At 60.7% G+C, this 22,493-nt stretch carries 22 protein-coding genes; 10 read left to right on the forward strand and 12 right to left on the reverse strand.

All coding sequences use genetic code 11. The features are described 5' to 3' along the window. Positions 1–29: 29 nt before the first annotated feature. From BLU71_RS05555 to BLU71_RS05570, 4 genes are all read right to left on the reverse strand, one after another. Positions 30–908, reverse strand: a complete 879-nt coding sequence (locus BLU71_RS05555) for an ABC transporter permease subunit (protein ID WP_083352499.1) — start codon at positions 906–908, stop codon at positions 30–32. Then, positions 905–1,819: an ABC transporter permease subunit gene (locus BLU71_RS05560; RefSeq protein ID WP_064363558.1), complete on the reverse strand. Its 915-nt coding sequence runs from the start codon at positions 1,817–1,819 to the stop codon at positions 905–907. The genes BLU71_RS05555 and BLU71_RS05560 overlap by 4 nt, the downstream gene beginning before the upstream one ends. Next, positions 1,816–2,958: a polyamine ABC transporter ATP-binding protein gene (gene potA, locus BLU71_RS05565; RefSeq protein ID WP_042609314.1), complete on the reverse strand. Its 1,143-nt coding sequence runs from the start codon at positions 2,956–2,958 to the stop codon at positions 1,816–1,818. Before potA ends, BLU71_RS05560 begins: the two co-directional genes overlap by 4 nt. A 290-nt stretch (positions 2,959–3,248) precedes the next feature. Next, positions 3,249–4,010 (reverse strand): gamma-glutamyl-gamma-aminobutyrate hydrolase family protein, encoded by a 762-nt coding sequence (locus BLU71_RS05570; protein ID WP_083352500.1) that lies wholly within the window; start codon positions 4,008–4,010, stop codon positions 3,249–3,251. Positions 4,011–4,292: 282 nt separating this feature from the next. On the opposite strand from BLU71_RS05570, the gene BLU71_RS05575 reads away from it, so the two are divergent. The 6 genes from BLU71_RS05575 (at position 4,293) to BLU71_RS05600 (ending at position 10,659) form a co-directional block, all read left to right on the forward strand. Next, positions 4,293–5,669: a glutamine synthetase family protein gene (locus BLU71_RS05575; protein WP_007918694.1), complete on the forward strand. Its 1,377-nt coding sequence runs from the start codon at positions 4,293–4,295 to the stop codon at positions 5,667–5,669. Positions 5,670–5,938: 269 nt separating this feature from the next. Further along, positions 5,939–7,429 carry an aldehyde dehydrogenase gene (locus BLU71_RS05580; RefSeq protein ID WP_083352501.1) on the forward strand — a complete coding sequence of 497 codons (1,491 nt, stop codon included), beginning with the start codon at positions 5,939–5,941 and terminating at the stop codon, positions 7,427–7,429. 49 nt (positions 7,430–7,478) lie between these two features. Beyond that, complete coding sequence (locus tag BLU71_RS05585) at positions 7,479–8,762, forward strand: NAD(P)/FAD-dependent oxidoreductase (RefSeq protein ID WP_083352502.1); 1,284 nt, start codon at positions 7,479–7,481, stop codon at positions 8,760–8,762. A gap of 394 nt (positions 8,763–9,156) precedes the next feature. Continuing rightward, positions 9,157–9,705: a cupin domain-containing protein gene (locus tag BLU71_RS05590; RefSeq protein ID WP_011333561.1), complete on the forward strand. Its 549-nt coding sequence runs from the start codon at positions 9,157–9,159 to the stop codon at positions 9,703–9,705. A gap of 196 nt (positions 9,706–9,901) precedes the next feature. Next, complete coding sequence (locus BLU71_RS05595; protein ID WP_042609318.1) at positions 9,902–10,186, forward strand: hypothetical protein; 285 nt, start codon at positions 9,902–9,904, stop codon at positions 10,184–10,186. Positions 10,187–10,374: 188 nt separating this feature from the next. Continuing rightward, on the forward strand, positions 10,375–10,659 hold the full coding sequence (locus tag BLU71_RS05600; protein ID WP_042609319.1) for a hypothetical protein: 285 nt from the start codon (positions 10,375–10,377) through the stop codon (positions 10,657–10,659). A gap of 60 nt (positions 10,660–10,719) precedes the next feature. Here the strand turns inward: BLU71_RS05600 and BLU71_RS05605 are convergent, their stop codons facing one another. Next, positions 10,720–11,151, reverse strand: coding sequence for a hypothetical protein (locus tag BLU71_RS05605; protein ID WP_042609320.1), 432 nt, complete (start codon positions 11,149–11,151; stop codon positions 10,720–10,722). Positions 11,152–11,310: 159 nt separating this feature from the next. On the opposite strand from BLU71_RS05605, the gene BLU71_RS05610 reads away from it, so the two are divergent. Together BLU71_RS05610 and BLU71_RS05615 are read left to right on the forward strand one after the other, a co-directional pair. Next, on the forward strand, positions 11,311–11,733 hold the full coding sequence (locus BLU71_RS05610) for an HD domain-containing protein (protein ID WP_083352503.1): 423 nt from the start codon (positions 11,311–11,313) through the stop codon (positions 11,731–11,733). A 134-nt stretch (positions 11,734–11,867) separates the two neighbouring features. Next, on the forward strand, positions 11,868–12,887 hold the full coding sequence (locus tag BLU71_RS05615; protein WP_083352504.1) for an AbrB family transcriptional regulator: 1,020 nt from the start codon (positions 11,868–11,870) through the stop codon (positions 12,885–12,887). Positions 12,888–13,083: 196 nt separating this feature from the next. On the opposite strand, the gene BLU71_RS05620 is transcribed toward BLU71_RS05615, so the two are convergent. Further along, positions 13,084–13,860 (reverse strand): NAD(P)H-dependent oxidoreductase, encoded by a 777-nt coding sequence (locus BLU71_RS05620; RefSeq protein ID WP_083352505.1) that lies wholly within the window; start codon positions 13,858–13,860, stop codon positions 13,084–13,086. An 85-nt stretch (positions 13,861–13,945) separates the two neighbouring features. Here BLU71_RS05620 and BLU71_RS05625 point away from each other — a divergent pair, with 85 nt between their 5' ends. Next, positions 13,946–14,839, forward strand: a complete 894-nt coding sequence (locus BLU71_RS05625; RefSeq protein ID WP_173867294.1) for a LysR family transcriptional regulator — start codon at positions 13,946–13,948, stop codon at positions 14,837–14,839. 7 nt (positions 14,840–14,846) lie between these two features. Here BLU71_RS05625 and BLU71_RS27450 read toward each other — a convergent pair whose 3' ends face one another. Continuing rightward, positions 14,847–15,011, reverse strand: a complete 165-nt coding sequence (locus BLU71_RS27450; RefSeq protein WP_165839223.1) for a hypothetical protein — start codon at positions 15,009–15,011, stop codon at positions 14,847–14,849. Positions 15,012–15,094: 83 nt separating this feature from the next. Between BLU71_RS27450 and BLU71_RS05630 the strand changes: the two genes are divergently transcribed. Next, positions 15,095–15,880: a DeoR/GlpR family DNA-binding transcription regulator gene (locus BLU71_RS05630; protein WP_064363547.1), complete on the forward strand. Its 786-nt coding sequence runs from the start codon at positions 15,095–15,097 to the stop codon at positions 15,878–15,880. Between the two features lie 104 nt (positions 15,881–15,984). Here the strand turns inward: BLU71_RS05630 and BLU71_RS05635 are convergent, their stop codons facing one another. The 5 genes from BLU71_RS05635 to BLU71_RS05655 form a co-directional block, all read right to left on the reverse strand. Then, positions 15,985–17,268 (reverse strand): NAD(P)/FAD-dependent oxidoreductase, encoded by a 1,284-nt coding sequence (locus BLU71_RS05635; protein WP_083352507.1) that lies wholly within the window; start codon positions 17,266–17,268, stop codon positions 15,985–15,987. Positions 17,269–17,413: 145 nt separating this feature from the next. Next, a complete protein-coding gene (locus BLU71_RS05640; protein WP_083352508.1) occupies positions 17,414–18,778 on the reverse strand; it encodes a glutamine synthetase family protein in 1,365 nt (454 codons plus the stop codon). A 652-nt stretch (positions 18,779–19,430) separates the two neighbouring features. Continuing rightward, complete coding sequence (locus BLU71_RS05645) at positions 19,431–20,330, reverse strand: bestrophin family protein (RefSeq protein ID WP_064363544.1); 900 nt, start codon at positions 20,328–20,330, stop codon at positions 19,431–19,433. Between the two features lie 25 nt (positions 20,331–20,355). Further along, the gene (moaA, locus tag BLU71_RS05650) at positions 20,356–21,354 is read right to left on the reverse strand and encodes a GTP 3',8-cyclase MoaA (protein ID WP_041480911.1); all 999 of its coding nucleotides are present in this window, start codon (positions 21,352–21,354) and stop codon (positions 20,356–20,358) included. Positions 21,355–21,473: 119 nt separating this feature from the next. Then, positions 21,474–22,325 carry a CAP domain-containing protein gene (locus BLU71_RS05655; RefSeq protein ID WP_042609330.1) on the reverse strand — a complete coding sequence of 284 codons (852 nt, stop codon included), beginning with the start codon at positions 22,323–22,325 and terminating at the stop codon, positions 21,474–21,476. Positions 22,326–22,493 lie beyond the last annotated feature (168 nt).

The following is a 22,493-nucleotide window of genomic DNA, read 5'->3' on the forward strand; positions in this document are numbered from 1 at the left end:
CCTCGCCACAGGTTCTTATAGTCCTTGATTCAGGCTGTGGCCGCTGCGGCACGTGGCGGCTGCCACGACTCATTCGCGGTCTGATCCATTGCTTCCTGGATTGCCCGTTTGCGATTGGCTTCCGCTTTGCGGCCGAAGTACCAGACGAGGAAAGTCACCAGCGACACCGCCAGCAGAATCAGGCTGGCCACCGCGTTGATCTCGGGTTTCACACCCAGACGTACCGCCGAGAACACTTCCATCGGCAGCGTCGTCGAGCCCGGCCCGGAGACGAAACTCGCCAGCACCAGGTCATCCAGCGACAAGGCAAACGACATCATCCCGCCTGCCGCCAGCGACGGCGCGATCATGGGGATGGTGATCAGGAAAAACACCTTGAACGGTTTCGCGCCGAGGTCCATCGCCGCTTCTTCGATCGACAGATCCAGCTCGCGCAGGCGGGCGGAGACTACCACCGCGACATAAGCCGCACAAAAGGTCGTGTGAGCAATCCAGATGGTGACGATGCCTCGCTCCTGCGGCCAGCCGATCAGCTGCGCCATCGCTACGAACAGCAGCAACAACGACAGACCGGTGATCACTTCCGGCATCACCAGCGGCGCGGTCACCAGGCCGCCAAACAGCGTGCGACCCTTGAAGCGCGTGACGCGAGTCAGGACAAAAGCGGCGAGGGTGCCCAGCGCCACCGCAGCAATCGCGGTGTAGCAGGCAATCTCCAGCGAGCGCACCACCGAGCCCATCAGTTGCGTGTTGTCGAGCAGGCCGGCATACCACTTGATCGACCAGCCACCCCACACGGTCACCAGTTTCGAGGCGTTGAACGAGTAGATCACCAGAATCAGCATCGGCAGATAAATGAACATCAGGCCGAAGATCAGCATGAACCTGGAAAAGTTGAAGCGTTTCATCCCCGTGCCTCCATCTCTTTGGCCTGACTGCGGTTGAACAGCAGAATCGGCACAATCAGGATCAACAGCATCACCACCGCCAGGGCGGACGCCACCGGCCAGTCGCGGTTATTGAAGAACTCTTGCCACAGCACGCGACCGATCATCAGCGTCTCCGGGCCACCCAACAGTTCCGGAATCACGAACTCGCCGACCACCGGAATAAACACCAGCATGCAGCCGGCAATGATCCCGTTCTTGGCCAGTGGCACGGTGATCTTCCAGAAGTTGTTGAAGTTGCTCGAACCCAAGTCCTGCGCGGCTTCCAGCAGGCTGTTGTCGTGCTTGACGAGGTTGGCGTAGAGCGGCAGAACCATGAACGGCAAATACGCGTACACGACACCTATATAGACGGCAGTGTTGGTGTTGAGGATCTCGATCGGGTGATCGGTGAGCCCGGTCCACATCAGAAACGCATTGAGCAAACCGTTGTTGCTGAGGATGCCCATCCACGCATAAACGCGGATCAGAATCGCCGTCCAGGTCGGCATCATGATCAACAGCAGCAGGACGTTTTGCGTTTCCTTGCCGGTCTTGGTGATTGCGTAGGCCATCGGAAAACCGATCGCCAGGCACATCAGCGTGCTCAGTGCTGCGACCTTCAGCGAACCGAGGTAGGCCGACAGGTATAGCTCGTCTTCGCCGAGCAGGGTGTAGTTGCCGATGTTCAGCAGCAGCTGGAATTTCTGTTCGGCGAAGGTGTAGATCTCCGAGTATGGCGGGATCGACAGTGCGGCTTCCGAGAAGCTGATCTTCATCACCAGAAAAAACGGCAGCATGAAAAACAGGAACAGCCAGATGAACGGAATGCCGATCACCAGTTTTCGTCCGCTGGGCACCAGGCGCAGGAATTGCTGATTGAAGGTTCTCATGAGCGCAGTACCACGCCGCTGTCGTCTTCCCACCAGACGTAGACCTTGTCGTCCCAGGTCGGCCGCGCGCCACGGCGTTCGGCGTTGGCCATGAACGACTGGACGATCTTGCCGCCGGGCAGCTCGACGTAGAACACCGAGTGACCGCCGAGGTAGGCGATGTCGTGCACCTTGCCTTCGGACCAGTTGTAGCGGAACTCCGGTTGGCTGGTGCTGACGAGCATTTTCTCCGGGCGGATGGCGTAGGTGATCGACTTGTCCTGCACCGAAGTGCTGACGCCGTGACCGACGTAAATCTTCTGCTGCAAATCCGGGCTGTGGATGATCGCGTGGCCTTCCAGATCTTCCACCACGGTGCCGTCGAAGGCGTTCACGTTGCCGATGAACTCGCAGACCATGCGGCTGACCGGCGCTTCATAAATGTCGACCGGGCTGCCGATCTGCGCGATCCAGCCCAGGTGCATGATTGCGATGCGCTGAGCCATGGTCATGGCTTCTTCCTGGTCGTGGGTCACCATCACGCAGGTCACGCCGACGCGTTCGATGATCTCCACAAGCTCAAGCTGCATCTGCGAACGCAGTTTCTTGTCCAGCGCCCCCATCGGCTCGTCGAGCAGCAACAGTTTCGGCCGTTTCGCCAGCGAGCGGGCGAGGGCGACGCGCTGCCGCTGACCGCCGGACAATTGGTGCGGGCGGCGTTTGGCGTATTGGGTCATGTGCACCAGACGCAGCATTTCTTCGACGCGGGCATCGATTTCACTGGCAGGCAAACGGTCCTGTTTGAGGCCGAAGGCGATGTTCTGCGCCACGGTCATGTGCGGGAATAACGCGTAGGACTGGAACATCATGTTGATCGGCCGCTCGTACGGCGGCATGTCGGTGATGTCCACGCCATCGAGCAGAATCCGCCCCTCGGTCGGCCGCTCGAAACCGGCGAGCATGCGCAGCAGGGTCGATTTGCCCGATCCGGAGCCACCCAGCAGCGCGAAGATTTCGCCCTGATGGATCTCCAGGGACACATCGTCCACGGCCACGGTTTCGTCGAACTTCTTGGTGACACGGTCGACTTTCACCAACACCTTTTTCGGTTGCTGATGACCTTCGAGTGCCTTCCGGTAAGTGCTGGAGGCGTTTGCCATGTGAAACTCCCAACAGGTTTCGTGTGCCTGGCCAACGTGGCCGGGCTTAAGTGGATTGCAAGCCTGCAAGTGCACCTGTAGGAGCTGCCGAAGGCTGCGATCTTTTGATTTTGTTTTTCAGGATCAAGATCAAGGGATCGCAGCCTTCGGCAGCTCCTACAGGGCTCCTGCCCTGCGGCTTGGGTCGTACTTGTTGTTATTACGGGTGTCGCGGTTCACGACTGACAGGTGTGCAAACGCACACCCGCCAGCCGCGGGGGCAGTAAATCGTTACTTGATTCGTGGTTGCGTCAGCGCTGGTTGCGCCGCGCCGCCCGTTGCCGGCACGCTGCGCCGAACGCCTGGAAAATCTTCAGATAATTCGGGTTGTCCAGCACTTGCCACTCCGGGTGCCATTGCACGCCGAGGGCGAAGGTCGGGCTGTGCTCGACCGAGATCGCTTCGATCAAACCGTCCGGCGCCACCGCTTCGGCACGCAGGCCAGGAGCGAGGCGGTCGATGCCCTGGCTGTGAATCGAATTGACCTGAAACTCGTTGGGCAACTCCAGCGCTTCGAACACCCCGCCAGCGAGCACGCTGACCGCATGGGCCGGGGCGTATTGCACCGCGACATCCGGGCTGTCCGCCTCACGGTGATCGAGCATGCCCGCCAGCTCATGCACCTTCTGATGCAGACTGCCGCCGAAGGCCACGTTCATTTCCTGAAAGCCACGGCAAATGCCGAGCACCGGAACGCCCGCCGCGATGGCTGCACGCAATAAAGGAAGGGTGGTGGCGTCGCGGGCCGGGTCGTGATCCGTGCCGGGCTCACTGGCCGGGCCTTGATAGTGGAAGGGCTGCACATTCGAAGGTGAGCCGGTCAGCAACAGACCGTCGAGTTGACCGAGCAGGTCGTCGATTTCAGTCAGGTTGCCGAGGGAAGGAATGACCACTGGCAGCCCTTCAGCGCCAACGCTGACAGCACGTACGTACTTGTCGCCGCTGATGTGAAAGGGATGCAGGCCAATCTGTTTGACGCACGCAGTAACGCCGATCAATGGCTTGAATGCCATTTTTATTCACCTCGAAGTCTGTCACTTGAACGAGCTTTTCCGGAGCTTAGCCTCGTTGATTTTAATTAACAACTGCCATGTAAAAAATTCTAAACGCCGGTCATCAGGTTGCGCTGGTTTCATGGGGTTTGACGGCGGATCTGGCACGAGAGTGTGAATAAAAGCCCGAAAAATAAAGGCTGCGGGGCCAGCTGTTCGCTATTGACTTCACTTTGCCTTTCGGATTGACTGGCTGCGCAACACGGTGGTGAACATAATAATTAACAGCTAAATAGGTGCATCATGTCGGTCCCTCTGCGTACCGTTCAACTCAACGAAGCCAACGCATTCCTTAAGAAATATCCTGAGGTTTTGTACGTCGACCTTCTGATTGCGGATATGAACGGTGTGGTGCGCGGCAAGCGCATCGAACGCACCAGTCTTCATAAGGTGTACGAAAAAGGCATTAACCTGCCGGCGTCGCTGTTCGCGCTGGACATCAATGGCTCGACGGTGGAAAGCACCGGCCTGGGTCTGGACATTGGCGATGCCGATCGCATCTGCTATCCGATTCCCGGCACCTTGAGCATCGAGCCGTGGCAAAAGCGCCCGACCGCACAACTGCTGATGACCATGCACGAGATCGAAGGCCAGCCGTTCTTCGCCGACCCGCGTGAAGTGCTGGCCAATGTGGTGCGCAAGTTCGACGACCTCGGCCTGACCATTTGCGCCGCGTTCGAACTGGAGTTCTATCTGATTGACCAGGACAACGTGAACGGCCGTCCGCAGTCGCCACGCTCGCCAGTGTCGGGCAAACGTCCGGTATCGACTCAGGTGTACCTGATCGACGATCTCGACGAATACGTCGACTGCCTGCAAGACATCCTCGAAGGCGCGAAAGAGCAGGGCATCCCGGCTGACGCGATCGTCAAGGAAAGCGCCCCGGCGCAGTTCGAAGTCAACCTGCATCACGTCTCCGACCCGATCAAGGCCTGTGATTACGCGGTGCTGCTCAAGCGTCTGGTGAAAAACATCGCCTACGACCACGAGATGGACACGACTTTCATGGCCAAGCCGTATCCGGGCCAGGCCGGCAACGGTTTGCATGTGCACATTTCGATTCTGGATAAAGAAGGCAACAACATCTTCGCCAGCGAGGATCCCGAGCAGAACGCCGCGCTGCGTCACGCGATCGGCGGTGTGCTCGAGACCCTGCCGGCGCAAATGGCGTTCCTCTGCCCGAACGTGAACTCCTATCGCCGCTTCGGCGCGCAGTTCTATGTGCCGAACTCGCCGAGCTGGGGCATCGACAACCGCACCGTCGCCGTGCGCGTGCCGACCGGTTCAGCGGATGCCGTGCGCATCGAACACCGCGTCGCCGGTGCTGATGCCAACCCGTATCTGCTGATGGCTTCGGTGCTGGCCGGTATTCACCACGGTCTGACCAACCAGATCGAACCGGGCGCTCCGGTCGAAGGCAACAGCTACGAGCAGAACGAGCAGAGCCTGCCGAACAACCTGCGCGACGCCCTGCGCGAGCTCGACGACAGCGAAGTCATGGCGCGCTACATCGACCCGATGTACATCGACGTGTTTGTCGCATGCAAGGAAAGCGAGCTGGCCGAGTTCGAGAACTCGATTTCTGACCTTGAGTACAACTGGTATCTGCATACCGTGTGAGTGTCTGAAGGCCCCAAAAGCCAAAGGCCCCTCACCCTAACCCTCTCCCGGAGGGAGAGGGGACTGACCGAGTTGTCTTGGGATATTCAGTGACCTGAACGATCCAGTCGATTATGGATTCGGTATCGATTTTTCAGGTCGGCGGAAATTCTGAGCATCCCCCAATCGGTCCGCTCTCCCTCCGGGAGAGGGCTAGGGTGAGGGCAGCCATCTCAGGCCAGACACAGCAACCCGACACCCCCCAATTCCCCCTTGTCGAGCTCAAAACAATGACCACAACCCGCAACGACTGGGAACAACGCTTCCAGTCCCTGTCCATCGAATCCCGCGCCTTCATCAACGGTGAATACCGCCCGGCGATCAGTGGCGACACCTTCGAATGCCTGAGCCCGGTCGATGGCCGCTTTCTCGCCGCCGTCGCCAGTACCGATGAAGCCGACGCCAACCTCGCGGTGGAAGCCGCGCGTCAATCGTTCAACTCCGGCATCTGGGCGAAAAAGGCCCCGGCCGAGCGCAAGCGCATCCTGATCCGCTTCGCCGATCTGATCCTGCAGCACCAGGAAGAACTGGCGCTGCTGGAAACCCTCGACATGGGCAAACCGATCAGCGATTCGATGAGCATCGACATCCCGGCCACCGCCAACGCGATCCGCTGGAGCGCCGAGGCCATCGACAAGATCTACGACGAAGTCGCCGCCACCCCGCACGACCAACTCGGCCTCGTCACCCGCGAGCCCGCCGGTGTGGTCGCGGCGATCGTGCCGTGGAATTTCCCGCTGATCATGGCCAGCTGGAAGTTCGCTCCAGCGCTGGCAGCGGGTAACTCGTTCATTCTCAAGCCTTCGGAAAAGTCGCCACTGACCGCCATCCGTATTGCGCAGCTTGGGCTGGAGGCCGGGATTCCGAAGGGCGTGTTCAACGTGCTGCCGGGCTTCGGTCACACCGTCGGCAAGGCGCTGGCGTTGCATATGGATGTCGACGTCCTGGCCTTCACCGGCTCCACGGCGATCGCCAAGCAACTGATGATTTACGCCGGCCAAAGCAACATGAAACGCGTCTGGCTCGAGGCCGGCGGCAAGAGCCCGAACGTGGTGTTTGCCGACGCACCGGATCTGCGCGCCGCAGCCCAAGCAGCGGCCGGTGCCATCGCCTTCAATCAGGGTGAAGTCTGCACCGCCGGTTCGCGCCTGCTGGTCGAACGTTCGATCCGCGAGCAGTTTATTCCGCTGCTGGTGGAAGCGCTGCAAGCGTGGAAACCGGGGCATGCGCTGGATCCGGCCACCACTGTCGGCGCCGTGGTCGACCAGCGTCAGCTCGACAACGTGCTGCGCTACATCAGCATCGGTCGCGAGGAGGGCGCCGAGCTGATTGCCGGCGGCCAGCGCACCCTTGAAGAAACCGGTGGCCTCTACGTGCAGCCAGCGATTTTCGACGGCGTGACCAACGCGATGACTATCGCCCAGGAAGAAATCTTCGGCCCGGTGCTGTCGCTGATCACCTTCGACACCGCTGAAGAAGCCCTGCAGATCGCCAACGACAGCATCTTCGGCCTCGCCGCCGGTGTGTGGACCAGCAACCTGAGCAAGGCGCACACCTTCGCCCGTGGCCTGCGTGCCGGTAGCGTCTGGGTCAACCAGTACGACGGCGGCGACATGACCGCACCGTTCGGTGGTTTCAAGCAATCGGGCAACGGTCGCGACAAATCGCTGCATGCGTTCGACAAGTACACCGAGCTGAAAGCGACCTGGATCAAGCTCTAATTCTTTTACAGCGGCGGTCGTCCCTGGTTGGCGACCCTCGGAGAAATGTATGAAACAGCAACACGTCAACAGCTACTACGCCGCCACCCGCAACGAAGTCATCGACTTTCCGATTCTCGAAGAAGCGCTGGACTGCGACGTCTGCATCATCGGCGCCGGCTATACCGGCCTGTCTTCGGCGCTGTTCCTCTGCGAAGCCGGCTACAAAGTCACGGTGCTGGAAGCGGCGAAAGTCGGCTACGGCGCCAGCGGTCGCAACGGCGGGCAATTGGTCAACTCCTACAGCCGCGATGTCGATGTCATCGAAGAGCGCTACGGTGACAAGACAGCGGAAATCCTCGGCAGCATGATCTTCGAAGGCGCCGACATCATCCGTTCGCGCATCCAGGATTACGATATCAAGTGCGACTATCGCCCGGGCGGTATTTTCGCGGCGATGAACAAGAAGCAACTCAACGGTCTGGCCGAGCAGAAGCGCAACTGGGAACGCTACGGCAACCGCAATCTGCAGATGCTCGATGCAGCGGACATTCGTCGTGAAGTCGACTCCGATGCTTACGTTGGCGGTTTGCTGGACATGCAGGGTGGCCACGTTCATCCGTTGAATCTGGCGCTAGGGGAGGCCGCTGCCATCGTGCGTTTGGGCGGCAAGATCTACGAGCAATCGGCGGCGGTGGAAATTACCTACGGCGAGCCGATCACCGTGCGCACCGGCAAAGGGCTGGTCCGCGCCAAATACCTGCTGATCGCCGGCAATGCTTATCTGCCGCAAGGCCTCGACAACCGCGTCACCGCGAAAAGCATGCCGTGCGGCTCTCAGATCGTCGTCACCGAACCGCTGACCGAGCAGCAGGCACGCAGCCTGATCACCAACAACTATTGCGTCGAAGACTGTAATTACCTGCTCGATTACTATCGCCTCACCGCTGACAACCGTCTGCTTTATGGCGGCGGCGTGGTCTACGGCGCGCGGGAGCCGGACGACATCGAACAGCTGATTCGGCCGAAGATCCTCAAGACCTTCCCGCAGCTCAAGGACGTGAAGATCGACTACCGCTGGACCGGCAATTTCCTGCTGACCATGTCGCGCATGCCGCAATTCGGCCGCATCGAAAAAAACGCCTACTACATGCAGGGCTACAGCGGCCACGGCGTTACCTGCTCACACCTGGCCGGCAAACTGATCTCGGAAATGATCCGCGGCGACGCCGAACGCTTCAACGCCTTCGCCTCACTGCCGCACATGCCGATGCTCGGCGGCCGCACCTTCTCCGCACCGCTCACCGCTTTGGGCGCGGTCTACTATTCCCTGCGCGACCGTTTCGGCGTCTGATTGACCTCACCGGCGACGGTCCCCAAGACCGCGCCGGTTTTTCCCTGTGGGAGCGAGCCTGCTCGCGAAGAGGCCACTCCAGCCACCAATGCAATTCCTGACACACCAGAATCCAACTGTAGGAGCGAGCCTGCTCGCGATAGCGGTTTGTCAGCCCCGAATCATTACCTGACACACCGCCATCGCGAGCAGGCTCACTCCTACAGATCCGGATTACCAAGGCATAAATGACTTTTGCCCAACCATCCATCGAACCTGCTGAGCAACACCCGCAAACGTGATTTAATAGCCGCCTTTCACGGTTCCGGGACACGGGAGCAACGTGATCCGCGCGACCTGCGCGTCACCCGCCACCCACCCCCATTACCCTTAAGTACCTCAACATAAGGCAGTCATGGATACGGGTTCTCGACTCAAACTAGTACGCGAAAGCTACAAACTCTCTCAGCGCGAGCTCGCCCGGCGTAGCGGCGTGACCAACGCGACCATCTCGCTGATCGAACAGAACCGCGTCAGCCCCTCCGTCAGCTCGCTGAAAAAGCTGCTCGAAGGCATTCCGATGTCTCTGGCCGATTTCTTCACCTTCGACCAGCCGCCGCGCGAACACCAATACGTCTTCCGCGCCAACGAACAACCCGACCTCGGCCGCCACGGCCTGCGCCTGCTGCTCATCGGCGCCTCCGTCCCCAGCCGCCAGATGCGTCTGCTGCGCGAACAATACGCCCCCGGCGCGAGCTCCGGCGAAGAGCCGATCGTGCATGCCGAAGGCGAAGAGTGCGGGCTGGTGACGCGCGGCACGGTGGAATTGACCGTGGACGGGCAGGTGAGTGTGTTGAGTGCGGGCGATGGGTATTACTTTCCGACCACGCTGCCGCACAAGTTCCGCAATATCGGGGCGGATGAGGCTGAGATTATCAGTGCGAATACGCCGGCGAATTTTTGAGGGGCATGCATTTCGCATAGCTTTATCGAGGTTGATTTTTCAGGAACCCGCGGGCCGTTCGGGTGTTTTGCCGCGAAGCGTTCAGGCGTCGTAATTTGGCGAAACATCCGGGTGATAACCATTCGTCCGACGCGTCGCACGTTCGCCGTGCACCTGCTTCCAATGCTGTAACTCCACACGCAAAGGAAGAGCCACCATGCTGAACCATAGATTTGCGGTGATTACCCTCGCGGCATTGCTGTTCGGCAGTTCGCCGTACACGCTCGCGGCGGGCGAAACGTCGACCCCGAAGGCGAGCGACGGCACCAGCCAGACTCGAGAACCGGCGTCTCCAGCCACCAATGCCGACCCGGATGCCGATTCGCTGCCCCAAGGTGGTGATGGTGGCAAGACCGACAATGGGCCGGTGCCATCTGCCTCCAAACCCAGCCCTGCGGGTCAACCGTCCGGTAGCAGCAGTGGCGGGAGCGGCGGTAGTTGATGAGTGTCGCAAGCTGAAAGCCCGGTCTTTTGAGCCGGGCTTTTTTCTGCGCACAAGATGTTGTCTTTATTAACCTGATGTCTCTTCGAGGCGTCGGGTTATTTATCCCTGCCATTCGTCAGCCACCCCGCATTTTCACCGAATACCTGTTTCCAATGCGTAACTCACCCCGCAAAGGAACCATCGATATGCGCCCAGTCAAACTCGCAGCACTCTCCCTGGCCACCCTGTTATCCGCCACCTCGCTCTACGCAACAGCCGCCAGCGACACCCCTGAACCCACTGCAAACGACGGCAACAGCCAAACCAACCCGAGTGCGCCGGAAGACATTCATTCCAACGGCGCCACCGTGCCCAAGGGCACTCAGGGCAACACCACCAACAATGATGGCTCGACACCTTCGGGCTCCAAGCCCAGTGGTTCGAAGCAGTCGAACGACAGCGGTACCAGCAGCGGCGCTGGTGAGGGCTGATGGTGGGTTCAAATACAGCAAGCCCGGCATCCAGCCGGGCTTTTTGACAGATCCTGGAAACTACTTGGCCTTCCAGTCACCACCACTGTTCTCACAATCAATCTTCGCCTGAGCCAGATGCTCACCGTCGTAGTAATACGTGGTGACTTTGGCGTTGTCGGGCATGTTCAGCGGTTTGGCGCTTTTGTCTTTGCTGGTCGAGTGCGGATTAGCGAGGGATTCCTGGGTGAGGCGGGCGGTGCAGGTGGCCTGGTAGTGGTCGTCGCAGCGCTCGACTTTTTTCTTGGTGGCGTTGAGGGTGTCCTTGCTTTCGTTGCTGCACGACCAGTTGATGGAGTCCACGGGCATGCCTTCGTATTCGTAGCAGCTGTGGGTTTCCACGGCGGGCACTGCGGCGCTGGAGGAGCGGGTCTGGACGTCGCAGCCTTCGGCCATGACGCAAGTGGGGATGATGGCGAATGTGGCGATCAGGAGCAGCAGTCGGGTTTTCATCGGCAGTTCCTCTCCAATGGCGCCGCGTCCGATCGGTGATTTGGCGCTTGTCTGGTTTCGAGGCGGCGAGGGCGGGCAAGGTTCAATCGGCTTTGCGCTGCACGATCTTCGCGTACACTGCGCAACAATCAGAAACATTCAGCGCAGGATTCGATTCCCATGGCCCAAACCCTCGAACGCGCCATCGCCATTGCCGCCACGGCCCACAGCGGGCAGGTGGACAAGGGCGGCGCGCCGTACATTTTGCATCCGCTGAAAGTCATGTTGCGCATGAACACGCTGGAAGAACGCATCGTCGCTGTGCTGCACGATGTGGTCGAGGATTGCGGGGTGAGTCTGGATGATTTGCGCGGGGAAGGTTTCAGCGAAGAGGTGCTGGCGGCGATTGCAGCGGTGAGCAAAGTGCCCGGCGAGTCCTACGAGGATTTCGTCGATCGCGCCGCGCAGAACCCGATCGGCCGGGTAGTGAAGCTGGCGGATCTGGAGGAGAACAGCGATATCTCGCGGATCGCCTCGCCGAGTTGGGAGGATCTGGAGCGGGTCGAGAAGTATCGGCGGGCGATTGCACGGCTTCGCGCATAAAACGCAACCCCCCGTAGGAGCTGCCGAAGGCTGCGATCTTTTGATCTTGATCTTAAAAAATCAAAAGATCGCAGCCTTCGGCAGCTCCTACAGGGAAATGGTGGTGTGTCAGTTGGATAGCCAGGAAGGCGACTATGAAATCCATTGTGTGCTTGTTGATTGCCGCCGGTTTCGGCGCGTTGTTGCAGTTTGAAGGCGTTCCCCACGGTTTGTTGTTGGGCTCAATTGTGGTGACCGCGTTGTTTGCCAGCAAAACCGGCATTGCCCTGGCAACCCCTTATGGACTTGGCTACATCCAGGTCACGCTGGGTATCGCCACCGGGCTGATGTTCGAAGCTTGGGACAGCGAAACGGCCTCGACGATGTTGCCCAGCCTTGGCATCTTGCTGATCTGCCTGACTTTCCAAATCGCCCTCGCTGGCTGGTGGCTGACACGCGGCGCTGGCTGGAATCGCACCGATGCGCTGTTGGCGGTGTATCCCGGCGCATTGGCCGCGGTGTTCGATTTGCTTGAATCGGAAAAGGCTTCGAGCAAGGTCATCATCGTGCACCTGATGCGGCTGCTATTGATCACCGTGCTGGTGAGCGTGCTCATTCCCGGGCAAGCAGGGGTTGCTGAAGTCGCCAGCGATCCGTTGACCACAGGCATGGCGCTGACCGCGTGCTCAGTTATCGCTTTGAGCGTATTGCTCGGGCGTTTGCTGCTGCTGATCGGCGTCCCGGCGCCATTCATGCTTACTGCGATCCTCATTACCGCGGGGTTTGTGAAATCAGGATGGCTGCATGGCTTTCACATGCCGGAGTGGAGTTTGAACCTGGCGGCACTGATTCTCGGCGTGCGCATCGGCTCGCGGTTTAAGGGACTCGGCGTCGCGGAACTGGCGCGACATGGGCGCACGGCGTTGGTCTCGGTGGGGTTGATGATTGTGGTCGCGGCGGTGTTTGCTGAAGGGGCCGCAAGTTGGCTGGGCAGTGATCCGCTGTCGTTGTGGCTCGCGTACATGCCTGGCGCGATCGAGACGATTGCGATCGTCGCGTTTGGTGGCGGGCTGAATGTGGTGTTTATCCTGACGCATCATCTGAGCCGGATGGTGCTGCTGCATTTTGCCCCGGCATTGTTGGTGCAGTTTCGGCGGGTGCGCCAGGAAACTTGAAGCAAGCCAGTGGTGCCTGGCGATTGCGGCGTGTCAGTCAGATCCATCCCCCTCTCCCCCAAAGGGGGCGAGGGGGAAGGGAGCAGAGCGGGGGCTGTTCAAAACTTGAGTTCGGCTCGATATCCCAGATCGGCGTAATTTGCCAGAACAACTCGGTCAGTCCCCTCTCCCTTTAGGAGAGGGTTAGGGTGAGGGGCTAGCGGATGTGCGCTGAAAAACCCTCCAGGCCCGGCGCAATCTCATCCTTCAACGTCAACCCCGGAATCGCATACTCCCCACCATTCTGCTGCCGAAACCCGATCGGCCGCACACTCCACATTTCATCCAGGCGCAACCCCAGTTCCTCAGTGGTCTGGCCATACCGCGCCTCATCCATCCGGCTGGTGCGATACACCACAAACGGTGGCACCACATCAAACCCTGGGTAATACAGAATCCCGTGTTGAATCGGAAACAGTAAATCGTCCATCGGCCCATTGATCCCGCGTGGGCTGTAGTGCGATTCCCAGCCGCCGGTGGTAACCAGCAACATCGCCCGTTTGCCCTTCATTTTCCCCTCGCCGTATCGCTCGCCCCAGCGGCTGTCGGAGTGTTCGCCGACGCCATAGGCGAAGCCGTAGGCGTAGACACGGTCGAACCAGCCCTTGAGGATCGCCGGCATGCTGAACCACCACATCGGGAATTGCAGGATCAGTGCGTCGGCCCAGCGCAGTTTCTCTTGCTCGCGGGCGATGTCGGCGGCCTGGGTGCCGTCGGCGTAGGCGCGTTTCGAGTCGAGGGAGGCGTGGAACGGTTGCGATTGATCGCGCTGCGGTGCGTCATCGGCGTCGAGCACGGGTTTCCAGTTCATTGCGTACAGATCGGAGACCTGCACGGTGTGGCCGGCGGCTTGCAGGCGCTGGACGGTGAAGTCGCGCAGCGAGCCGTTGAGCGAAGTCGATTCAGGGTGAGCGTAAACCAGTAATACATTCATGTCGGGTGCTCCTTGAGTTGATGACTGCAGGATCGGCGCTCGCCAGGTATATTGGAAATGAATGTCTGATATGTCTGGTATAGCCATGAATAATTTGAGACGCCTCGATATCAACCTGCTGCTGACCCTCGACGTATTGCTCGCCGAACACAACGTCACCCGCGCGGCGCAGCGTCTGCATTTGTCGCAGCCGTCGGTGAGCGTGCACTTGGCCAGACTGCGCGAAATCTTCAACGATCCGCTGTTGCTGCCCGGCCCAAGAGGCATGCGCCCGACCGCGCGCGCCGATGAACTGCGCGAGCCATTGCGTGAAGCGCTGGAGGCGTTGGAAAGGGCGGTGGCGCCAGCGGATGTGTTCGACCCGGCGCAGGCGAATAACAGCTGGAAAATCGCCGCGACCGATTACGGTGAATCCACTGTCGTGCTGCCAGCGCTCAGCCATTTGCGCGAACAGGCCCCGGGCACCCGGCTGGCGATCATCGACCTGACGCCCGCGCAAATGGTCAAGCAGGCCGAGCAGGGCGTGTTCGATCTGGCCCTGCACATCAGCGAGGACGCGCCGGCGGAGTTGCATCGGCGACCGTTGTTCACTGAACGCTATGTGCTGGCCGGGCGCATCGGTCATCCGGGATTGACCCAGGCGCCCAGCCGCGAACAATTCTGCGCGCTGGAGCACGTGCTGGTGTCGCGGGAGGGTGGGGGCTTTTTCGGCGTGACCGACAAGGCGCTGGCCGAGGTCGGCCTGGCACGGAAAGTGGTGTTGTCGGTGCCGCACTTTCTGATGGCGATGTCGGTACTGGCCAGCACCGATCTGGTGGCGATGCTGCCGTCACGCCTGGTCCGCGGCAATCCGGCGCTGCAAGTGGTCGATGCACCGTTGCAGGTGCCCGGCTATGAAATGGCGATGTTCTGGGCTGAGCGCATGCACCGCGATCCGGCACATAAATGGTTGCGTGAGCAATTGCTCGCCTCGGTTTGACTTGCTGTCAGGCGTGGCCCAAGGCAATCGCGAACGACACGACGATCATGCAGGCGAAGGCGAAATTGAGATTCATGGGCGGTTCATCCTGAGCTTTTAAGAGTGGGGCCATTGTGAACAGGCGCAACGCAAAGAAAAAATTCGCCTTGTTGATTCCAATGATCGAAAGCATTGATAGCCGTCGCGTTTGTATTCGCCCGAGACTTTCGCTAGTGTCGCTGAAACCTGCAATTACAAGCACAAACAGGCACAACCATGCACGACCACTCCATCGCTGAATTGCCTTCGCTGCGCCGGCAGAAAATCCTTTTGCTTCTTGAGCGTGACGGCAAGGTCATGGCCTCCGAGCTGAGCCAGCATTTTGCAGTCTCCGAAGACACCATCCGCCGCGATCTCGCCGAACTGGACAACGCCGGTCTGGTGCAGCGCGTGCATGGCGGGGCGTTGCCGCGACCGAAAGATTCCGGCAAGGATTACTTCACCCGCCTGGATGAGACGGACGAGATCAAAGTGCGCCTGGCGCAATTGGCGGCCCAGCACATCGAGAACGGGCAGATTGTGTTGTTCGACTCCGGCTCGACCACTTTGCAGGTAGCGCGGGCGTTACCCGCCGACATCTGCATTACCGCCGTGACCGCATCACCGCTGACGGCGATTGCCCTGTCCGAATACAAGGGCGTGAAAGTGATTCTGGCGGGCGGCGAATTGAATCCGCATTCGATGTCGGCGAGTGGTCAGGAAGCGCTGCGACTGCTGGCGGGGATCAAGGCTGATCTGGCGATTACCGGCGTTTGTGCGATTCATCCCGAGGTCGGGATCACCTCGCTGCATTTCGATGAAGTGCCGATCAAACAGGCGATGCTCAACAGCGCGACGCGGGTAATTGCAGTGACCACGGCGGACAAGCTGGGGGCGGTGGAGCCGTTTGTGGTGGCGCCGTGCACGCGCCTGCACAGGCTGATTACCGAGCGGCATCCGGGGTCGGGGAATGTCGAGGATTACCAGCGGTTGGGGATTGTGGTGGAGCAGTTGCCGGATTGAGTTTTTTGTTGGGTTTGAGGGCCTCATCGCGAGCAGGCTCACTCCTACAGGGGACCGCATTTCAAAATGTAGGAGTGAGCCTGCTCGCGAAAGGGCCGGTCCGGTCAGCGCAACCGCTCAAGCATCTGGTAATACCACATCCCCGCCGCCAGCAACGGGTTGCCGAGCAGGTCGCCCATCGGTACGCGAATGTGCTGGCACGCGGCGAAGGTGTCGAACTGCTCCAGCTGTCCGGTGATCGCCCGGCTCATGATTTCGCCCATGATGTGCGTGGTGGCGATGCCGTGTCCCGAGTAGCCTTGGCAGTACCAGACGTTGTCCGAGAGCTTGCCCAGTTGCGGGATGCGGTTGATGACGATGCCCATGGCGCAGCTCCACTGGTAATCGATCGGCACGCCTTTTAGCGCCGGGAACGTGCGCTCGATGCACGGGCGCAGCTCCGCAGCAATGTTGCGCGAATCCTTGCCGCTGTAATTCGCGCCACCACCAAACAGCAACCTGCCGTCGGCGGTGAGCCGGTAGTAATCGAGGACGAATCGGCAGTCATAGACGGCGAGGTCTTCGCGGTTGATCTGTTGCGCCAGATCGCCGAGCGGCGCGGTGGTGACGATGCCGCCCATGGCCGGAAAAATCTTGCCCTTGAGCTGGCCCGGTTCGAGTTTGTGATAGACGTCGCCGGCAAGCATCACCTGATTGGCGTCGATCTGGCCGTGGGCGGTGCGCACGCCAGGGTTGTCGCCGTGCATGATCTCCAGCACTTCACTGTTTTCGAAGATCAGCGCACCGAGGCTTTCGGCCGCCCGCGCTTCGCCGATGCACAGGTTGAGCGGGTGCAGGTGCATGTTGCGGGTGTTCTTGATCGCGCCGTGGTACAGCTCGCTTTGCAGCAGATCGCAAACCTGGCTGCGGTCGAGCAGGCTCACTTCATCGCCCAGACCTCGGCGCACGGCTTCGTCGTAGTCCTTGCGCAGATCGGTCATGTGGCTCGGCTTATACGCCGCGTGCAGATGGCCGTGTTTGAGGTCGCACTGGATCGCATATTTCTCGACGCGCTGGCGGATGATTTCATGCCCGCGCCAGCGCAGGTGCCAGATGAAATCGTCGACGTCATCGCCAAGACTGGCGCGCATCTGTTTGCGCATCGCACCGTCGCCGGAGAGGCTGCCGGTGACTTGCCCGCCATTGCGTCCGGTGGCGCCCCAGCCAATTTTGTGGCTTTCGACGATGGCGACTTTCAGGCCTTTTTCCGCCAGCTCGACAGCAGTGGCGACACCGGTGAAACCGCCGCCGATAATCACCACATCGACCTTGTGCCGGCCTTGCAGGGTGGGGTAGTCGGTGTCCTGGTTGAGGGTGGTGGTGTAGTAGGAATTGCAGCGAATGGTCATGTCAGCGTCCACAAAAATTCAGGTTGGTACACGGTCCCCTGTAGGAGTGAGCCTGCTCGCGATAGCGGTGCGTCAGTCAAAAATCAATTGTCTGACACACCGCTATCGCGAGCAGGCTCACTCCTACAGGGGTTGTGGTGAATCCTCAGGCTTCGGTGAGGTACCACCGCCAATCCTGCTCACCCACTTCCGCCATGAACTGCCGATACTCGGCACGCTTCACCGCCAGATACACCCCGAGGAATTCCTGCCCTAGCGCCTCCCGTGCCCACGCGGAATTTTCCAGCGCCTGTAACGACGTCAGCCAATCGGTCGGCAACAACTCTTTAGCCTGGGCATAGCCATTGCCCTCGACCGGCGCCCCCGGATCCAGCTCTTCACGAATGCCACGATGAATGCCGGCGAGGATCGCCGCCGCTGCCAGATAGGGGTTGGCGTCGGCGCCACAGATGCGGTGTTCGATGTGCCGCGTCGGCGCTGGCCCGCCGGGAACGCGCAGGCTGACGGTGCGGTTGTCGACGCCCCAGGTCGGCGCCAGTGGCGCGTAGCTGTTGGCCTGGAAACGTCGGTAGGAGTTGGCGTTGGGGCAAAACAGCAGCAGCGAGTCGAGCAGGGACGCGAGCATGCCGCCAATCGCCGTGCGCAACAGCGGGGTGCCGGCCGGGTCTTGCGAGGCGAACAGATTACGGCCGTCGGCGTCCGCGAGGCTGACGTGCATGTGCATGCCGGTGCCGGCCAGATCGTCGAACGGCTTGGCCATGAATGTCGCCTGCATGCCGTGCTTGTGCGCCACGCCTTTGACCAGGCGTTTGTAACGCACCGCCTGATCCATCGCAGCCAGTGCATCGCCGTGTTCGAGGGTGATTTCCACCTGGCCCGGGGCGTATTCGGAGATTGCCGTGCGCGCCGGAATGCCGTGCAGTTTGCAGGCGCTGTAGAGGTCAGCGAGGAACGGTTCGATCTGTTCCAGCTCGCGCAAACCGTAGACTTGCGTGTGTCGCGGTCGCCCGCCATCAGCGTCCAGCGCCGGTTGCGGGCGGCCGTTGTGATCGCGTTTGGCGTCGAGCAGATAGAACTCCAGCTCGCAGGCCATGATCGGGTGATATCCCTCGGCCTTGAGCCCGTCGATCACCTTGATCAGCAAGTGCCGAGGATCAGCGATGCTCGCCGGCAGGCCTTCGGTCGGGTGCATGCTGACCTGCACCGCTGCAGTCGGAATCTGCCGCCATGGCAGGCGCACCAGACTGCCTTGCAGCGGATAGGCGCGGCAGTCGATATCGCCGACGTCCCAGACCAGTCCGGAGTTCTCGACGTCCTCGCCCTGCACGGTCAAACCGAGAATCGTGCTCGGCAGTGGCCGGCCGCTTTCATACACGGCGAGCAGCTCTTCACGGTGCAACAGCTTGCCGCGCGGCACGCCGTTGGCGTCGAGAATGAACAGCTCGAACATGTCGATATCGGGGTTCTGTTCGAGGAACAGGCGTGCGTCTTCGATGGCTGCGAATTTCATGGCAAATCACTCACGATGGCGCCGCACGGGCGCGCAGATTCGGCCGGACGCAGGGCGTCCCGGCAGGGATTTCATAGGGAGATCAGTCAAAGGACACAGAACCTGTGGCGAGGGAGCTTGCTCCCGCTGAGGCGCGAAGCGGCTCTCGCTTGTTGTTCAAAGGCGGGGCTGCCAGGCAGTCCAGCGGGAGCACGCTCCCTCGCCACAATGGCTTAGTGACTGACAGAAATCAGCAGGCGATATCCGGCGGGCGTGCGGAGTGACGCAGCTTGGAACGGCGCAGGGCCATGGGCAGATTGACGATGCGGTTCATACGCGGCCCCGGTTGCAGTGGGCGCGTACGGCAGAGACGTGCAACCTTTTGGGTTGTTGTGGTGACGTACTCATAACGCGTGTTTCCGTTGGCGGAAAGCGTCGGCGGCAGGGCGGGCCCGGCGACCGGTGTGCCCGGATAGTAAGGGGGAATTCGCGCGCGTGTAAACGCAAAATTTGCCGGTGTCGCTTGGTGCGTTTGGTCTGATTGACCGAGTTGCCTTTTTCGCGAGCAGGCTCGCTCCCACATTGGAATGCATTTCAACTGTGGGAGCGAGCCTGCTCGCGAATGTCCGCACCTCGGTCCAGAGTGAACACGCCGGGCCCGCCGCTGTGCCATTCAGCGCAGCACGTAATCGTCCGGTTGCGGCGCGGGCGGCAATGGCGAGACGCCGAGTTCGTGCAGCACGTCGCGCTCCAGGGTACGCACCAGTGCGTCGGTCGGCAGGTCGTTTTCATCACGCCCGAACGGGTCTTCGAGTTCATCGGCAATCGCGTCGAAGCCGAAAAAGGTGTAACTGACAATCGCCGTGAACAGCGGCGTCAACCAACCCAGCGATTGCGCCATGGCGAAGGGCAGCAAAAGGCAGAACAGGTAGATAGTGCGGTGCAGCAGCAGGGTATAAGGGAAGGGCAGCGGCGTGTTCTTGATCCGGTCGCACACGGCCTGGGCCTGGCTCAGGCAGGTCAGGTGACTGGCCAGTAATTGATAACGCCATGGCGACAGCACACCGGCCGTTTCCAGCTCGGAAAACTGGCGCCCGACCTGGTGCAGGATCTGCCCGCAGTGGTCCGGTACAGCCTCGTCGATCGGCGGGCTGACCCAGTCGGCACTGGCCTGCGCCTCACTCTCTGTGCGTAGCCGGGCGTTCAATGCATGGGCAAACCCGCACAAATTGCGCAACAGTTGCCGACGCAGGCTGGCGTCGTCGATGCCCTGGGTTTCGCGCATCACCGCGCGCACCCGCAGCAGCACTTCGCCCCAGGCCTTGCGGCCTTCGTACCAGCGGTCGTAACAGGCGTTGTTGCGAAAGCTGAGGAAAATCGACAGCGACAGGCCGAGCAGGGTGAACGGTGTCGCGTTGATCTCGGCGAAGTAGCGCGGCACAAGGATTTCAACCAGCACAATCACCGCCGCCAGCAGCGTCAGCATCAAGGTGCGCACGGCAATGCGTTTGGCGATCGAACCTCTGAGGGTGAAGAGCACGGCGAACTGATTGGGTCTCGGTCTGACGATCATCTCGCGGTCCCTGTTGCGCGGCGGATCAGCCGCCGGTCATGTTCATGAAACGCACCACTTGCACGTCGTCGTTGACTTCGAAGTTGTGTCGATAGGGCTTGAGTTTCATTGCCTCGATGATCGCGTTTTCCAAGCGTTCCGGGTGGCCCGGATGCGCGCGCAACACCGCTTTGAGGTCCATCGAATGCTCGTTGCCCAGACACAGCAGCAAGCGACCTTCGACGGTCAGGCGCACGCGGTTGCAGGTGCCGCAAAAGTTGTGGCTGTGCGGTGAAATGAACCCCAGGCGAATGTTCGGCGCTTCGGCTACGCGCCAGTAGCGCGACGGCCCTTGCGTGGATTCGGTGGAGTCGATCAGGGTAAAGCGTTCGGCGATGCGTTCACGCACCTGCGCGCTGGAATAGAACGACTCGGCGCGGCTGTGTTCGGCAATCGCGCCCAGCGGCATTTCTTCGATGAAGGAAATATCCAGATCACGCTCGATGGCGAAACTGACCAGATCGTTGATCTCGTGGTCGTTACGCCCTTGCATCACCACGCAATTGAGTTTGGTGCGAGTGAACCCGGCGGCACGGGCGGCATCGATGCCGTCGATGACTTGCGCCAGATCGCCGGTGCGCGTCAGTTCCTTGAAACGCTGCGGGTCGAGGCTGTCGAGGCTGATATTGAGGCGCTTGACCCCGGCGTCGAACAGCGGCCTGGCCAGTCGGCCCAGTTGCGAGCCGTTGGTGGTCAGGCACAGTTCGCGCAGGCCGGGCAGGGCGGCAATCTGCTCACACAGCTGCACGACACCGGGGCGGATCAGCGGCTCGCCGCCAGTCAGGCGGATCTTGCGCGTGCCGAGGGCGACGAAGCTTTGCGCTACCTGAAACAGTTCTTCGAGGGTGAGGATCTGCTGGCGCGGCAGGAACTGCATGTCCTCGGCCATGCAGTAGACGCAGCGAAAATCGCAGCGATCGGTGACCGACAGGCGCAGATAATCCACGCGGCGGTTGTGACCATCGATCAATTCACGCTGTGTCATGGGCTCGCCTCGTGGATGTGGAGCGCCGTCAGCGGGCGCAGATCGCGCAGGGTAGGCTGCGCTCGCCACGCCGTCCAATCACTCTGGCTGACCGAGTGATTGACGGCGTCGATGATGCCTTACGGTGCGCCAAACATTGCCGTCCAGTAAATGCCGGCGTTGCTTTTCGGATCGGTTGCGTACGCGGCGCCCAGTTCCTGATATTGCGGGTTCATCAGGTTGGCGCAATGACCGGGGCTGGCGAGCCAGCCGTCGACGACCTTGCCGACGGTGTCCTGCCCGGCGGCGATGTTTTCGCCAACCAGTTGCCCACTGTAACCGGACAGTTCGGCGCGGTCGCCGGGTGTGCGGCCGTCGCGGTCCTTGTGGTCGAGATAATTATTGTTGGCCATGTCGCGGCTGTGATCCTGGGCAACGGTGCCCAGCGTGGCGTTCCAGGCCAGCGGTGCTGCCGCCGCGAAGGACTGGCCGCCGCACTGACGGGCCTGACTGCGCGCGGTATTGAGTTGCGCCAACAGCTTTTGCCCTTCGCTTTGCGCATCGCCGAGTTTCGCCGTCAGCAACGGCCGCGCGAGGACGATGCGCCAGTCACGGTCAACGCGGTTGACGCCGATATCGACAAACTGCGGGTCGAGCACCACCTGACAGAAGCTTTCCTGAATCGCCTTCATTGCTGACGCCGCATCGCGCGGGCCGTTGAGAGTGATCGCTTGAACGTTGACCATCGGATAGCGGGCGCTGGCCATGGCCTGCTGCAAATCGACCGCGCCACTGGCGGGCAGTCGCAGGCGCGGGTCGGCCGACAACGGTGGCAACTCGTTCGACGCCTGGCTGCCGCAACGCTGCGGCTGGCTGCGATAGCTGTTGATCGACTCGATCAATTGCAGTTCATCGGCGGCCAGCGCCGAGGTGGCGAACACCACGCCCAGCGACAATGCGGCACAACGCAAAACGGACGGCATGAAGCGCATGGAAATCTCCCTTGAGCTGAATGCGCCCATGATGCGCGAAAGGCCCCCGGTGGGTGAATGTGTTTTTCTTTGCGGCGGATTTTTTCTGCACTGGTGTGCCCGCGTATTTGCTCGCTACACTCTGCGAAGACCCCGCAAACCGGGCGTCTCACCGACGTAACATCTTGC

Origin of the sequence: Pseudomonas moraviensis (genome assembly GCF_900105805.1) — a bacterium.
GTDB lineage: Bacteria > Pseudomonadota > Gammaproteobacteria > Pseudomonadales > Pseudomonadaceae > Aquipseudomonas > Aquipseudomonas moraviensis_A.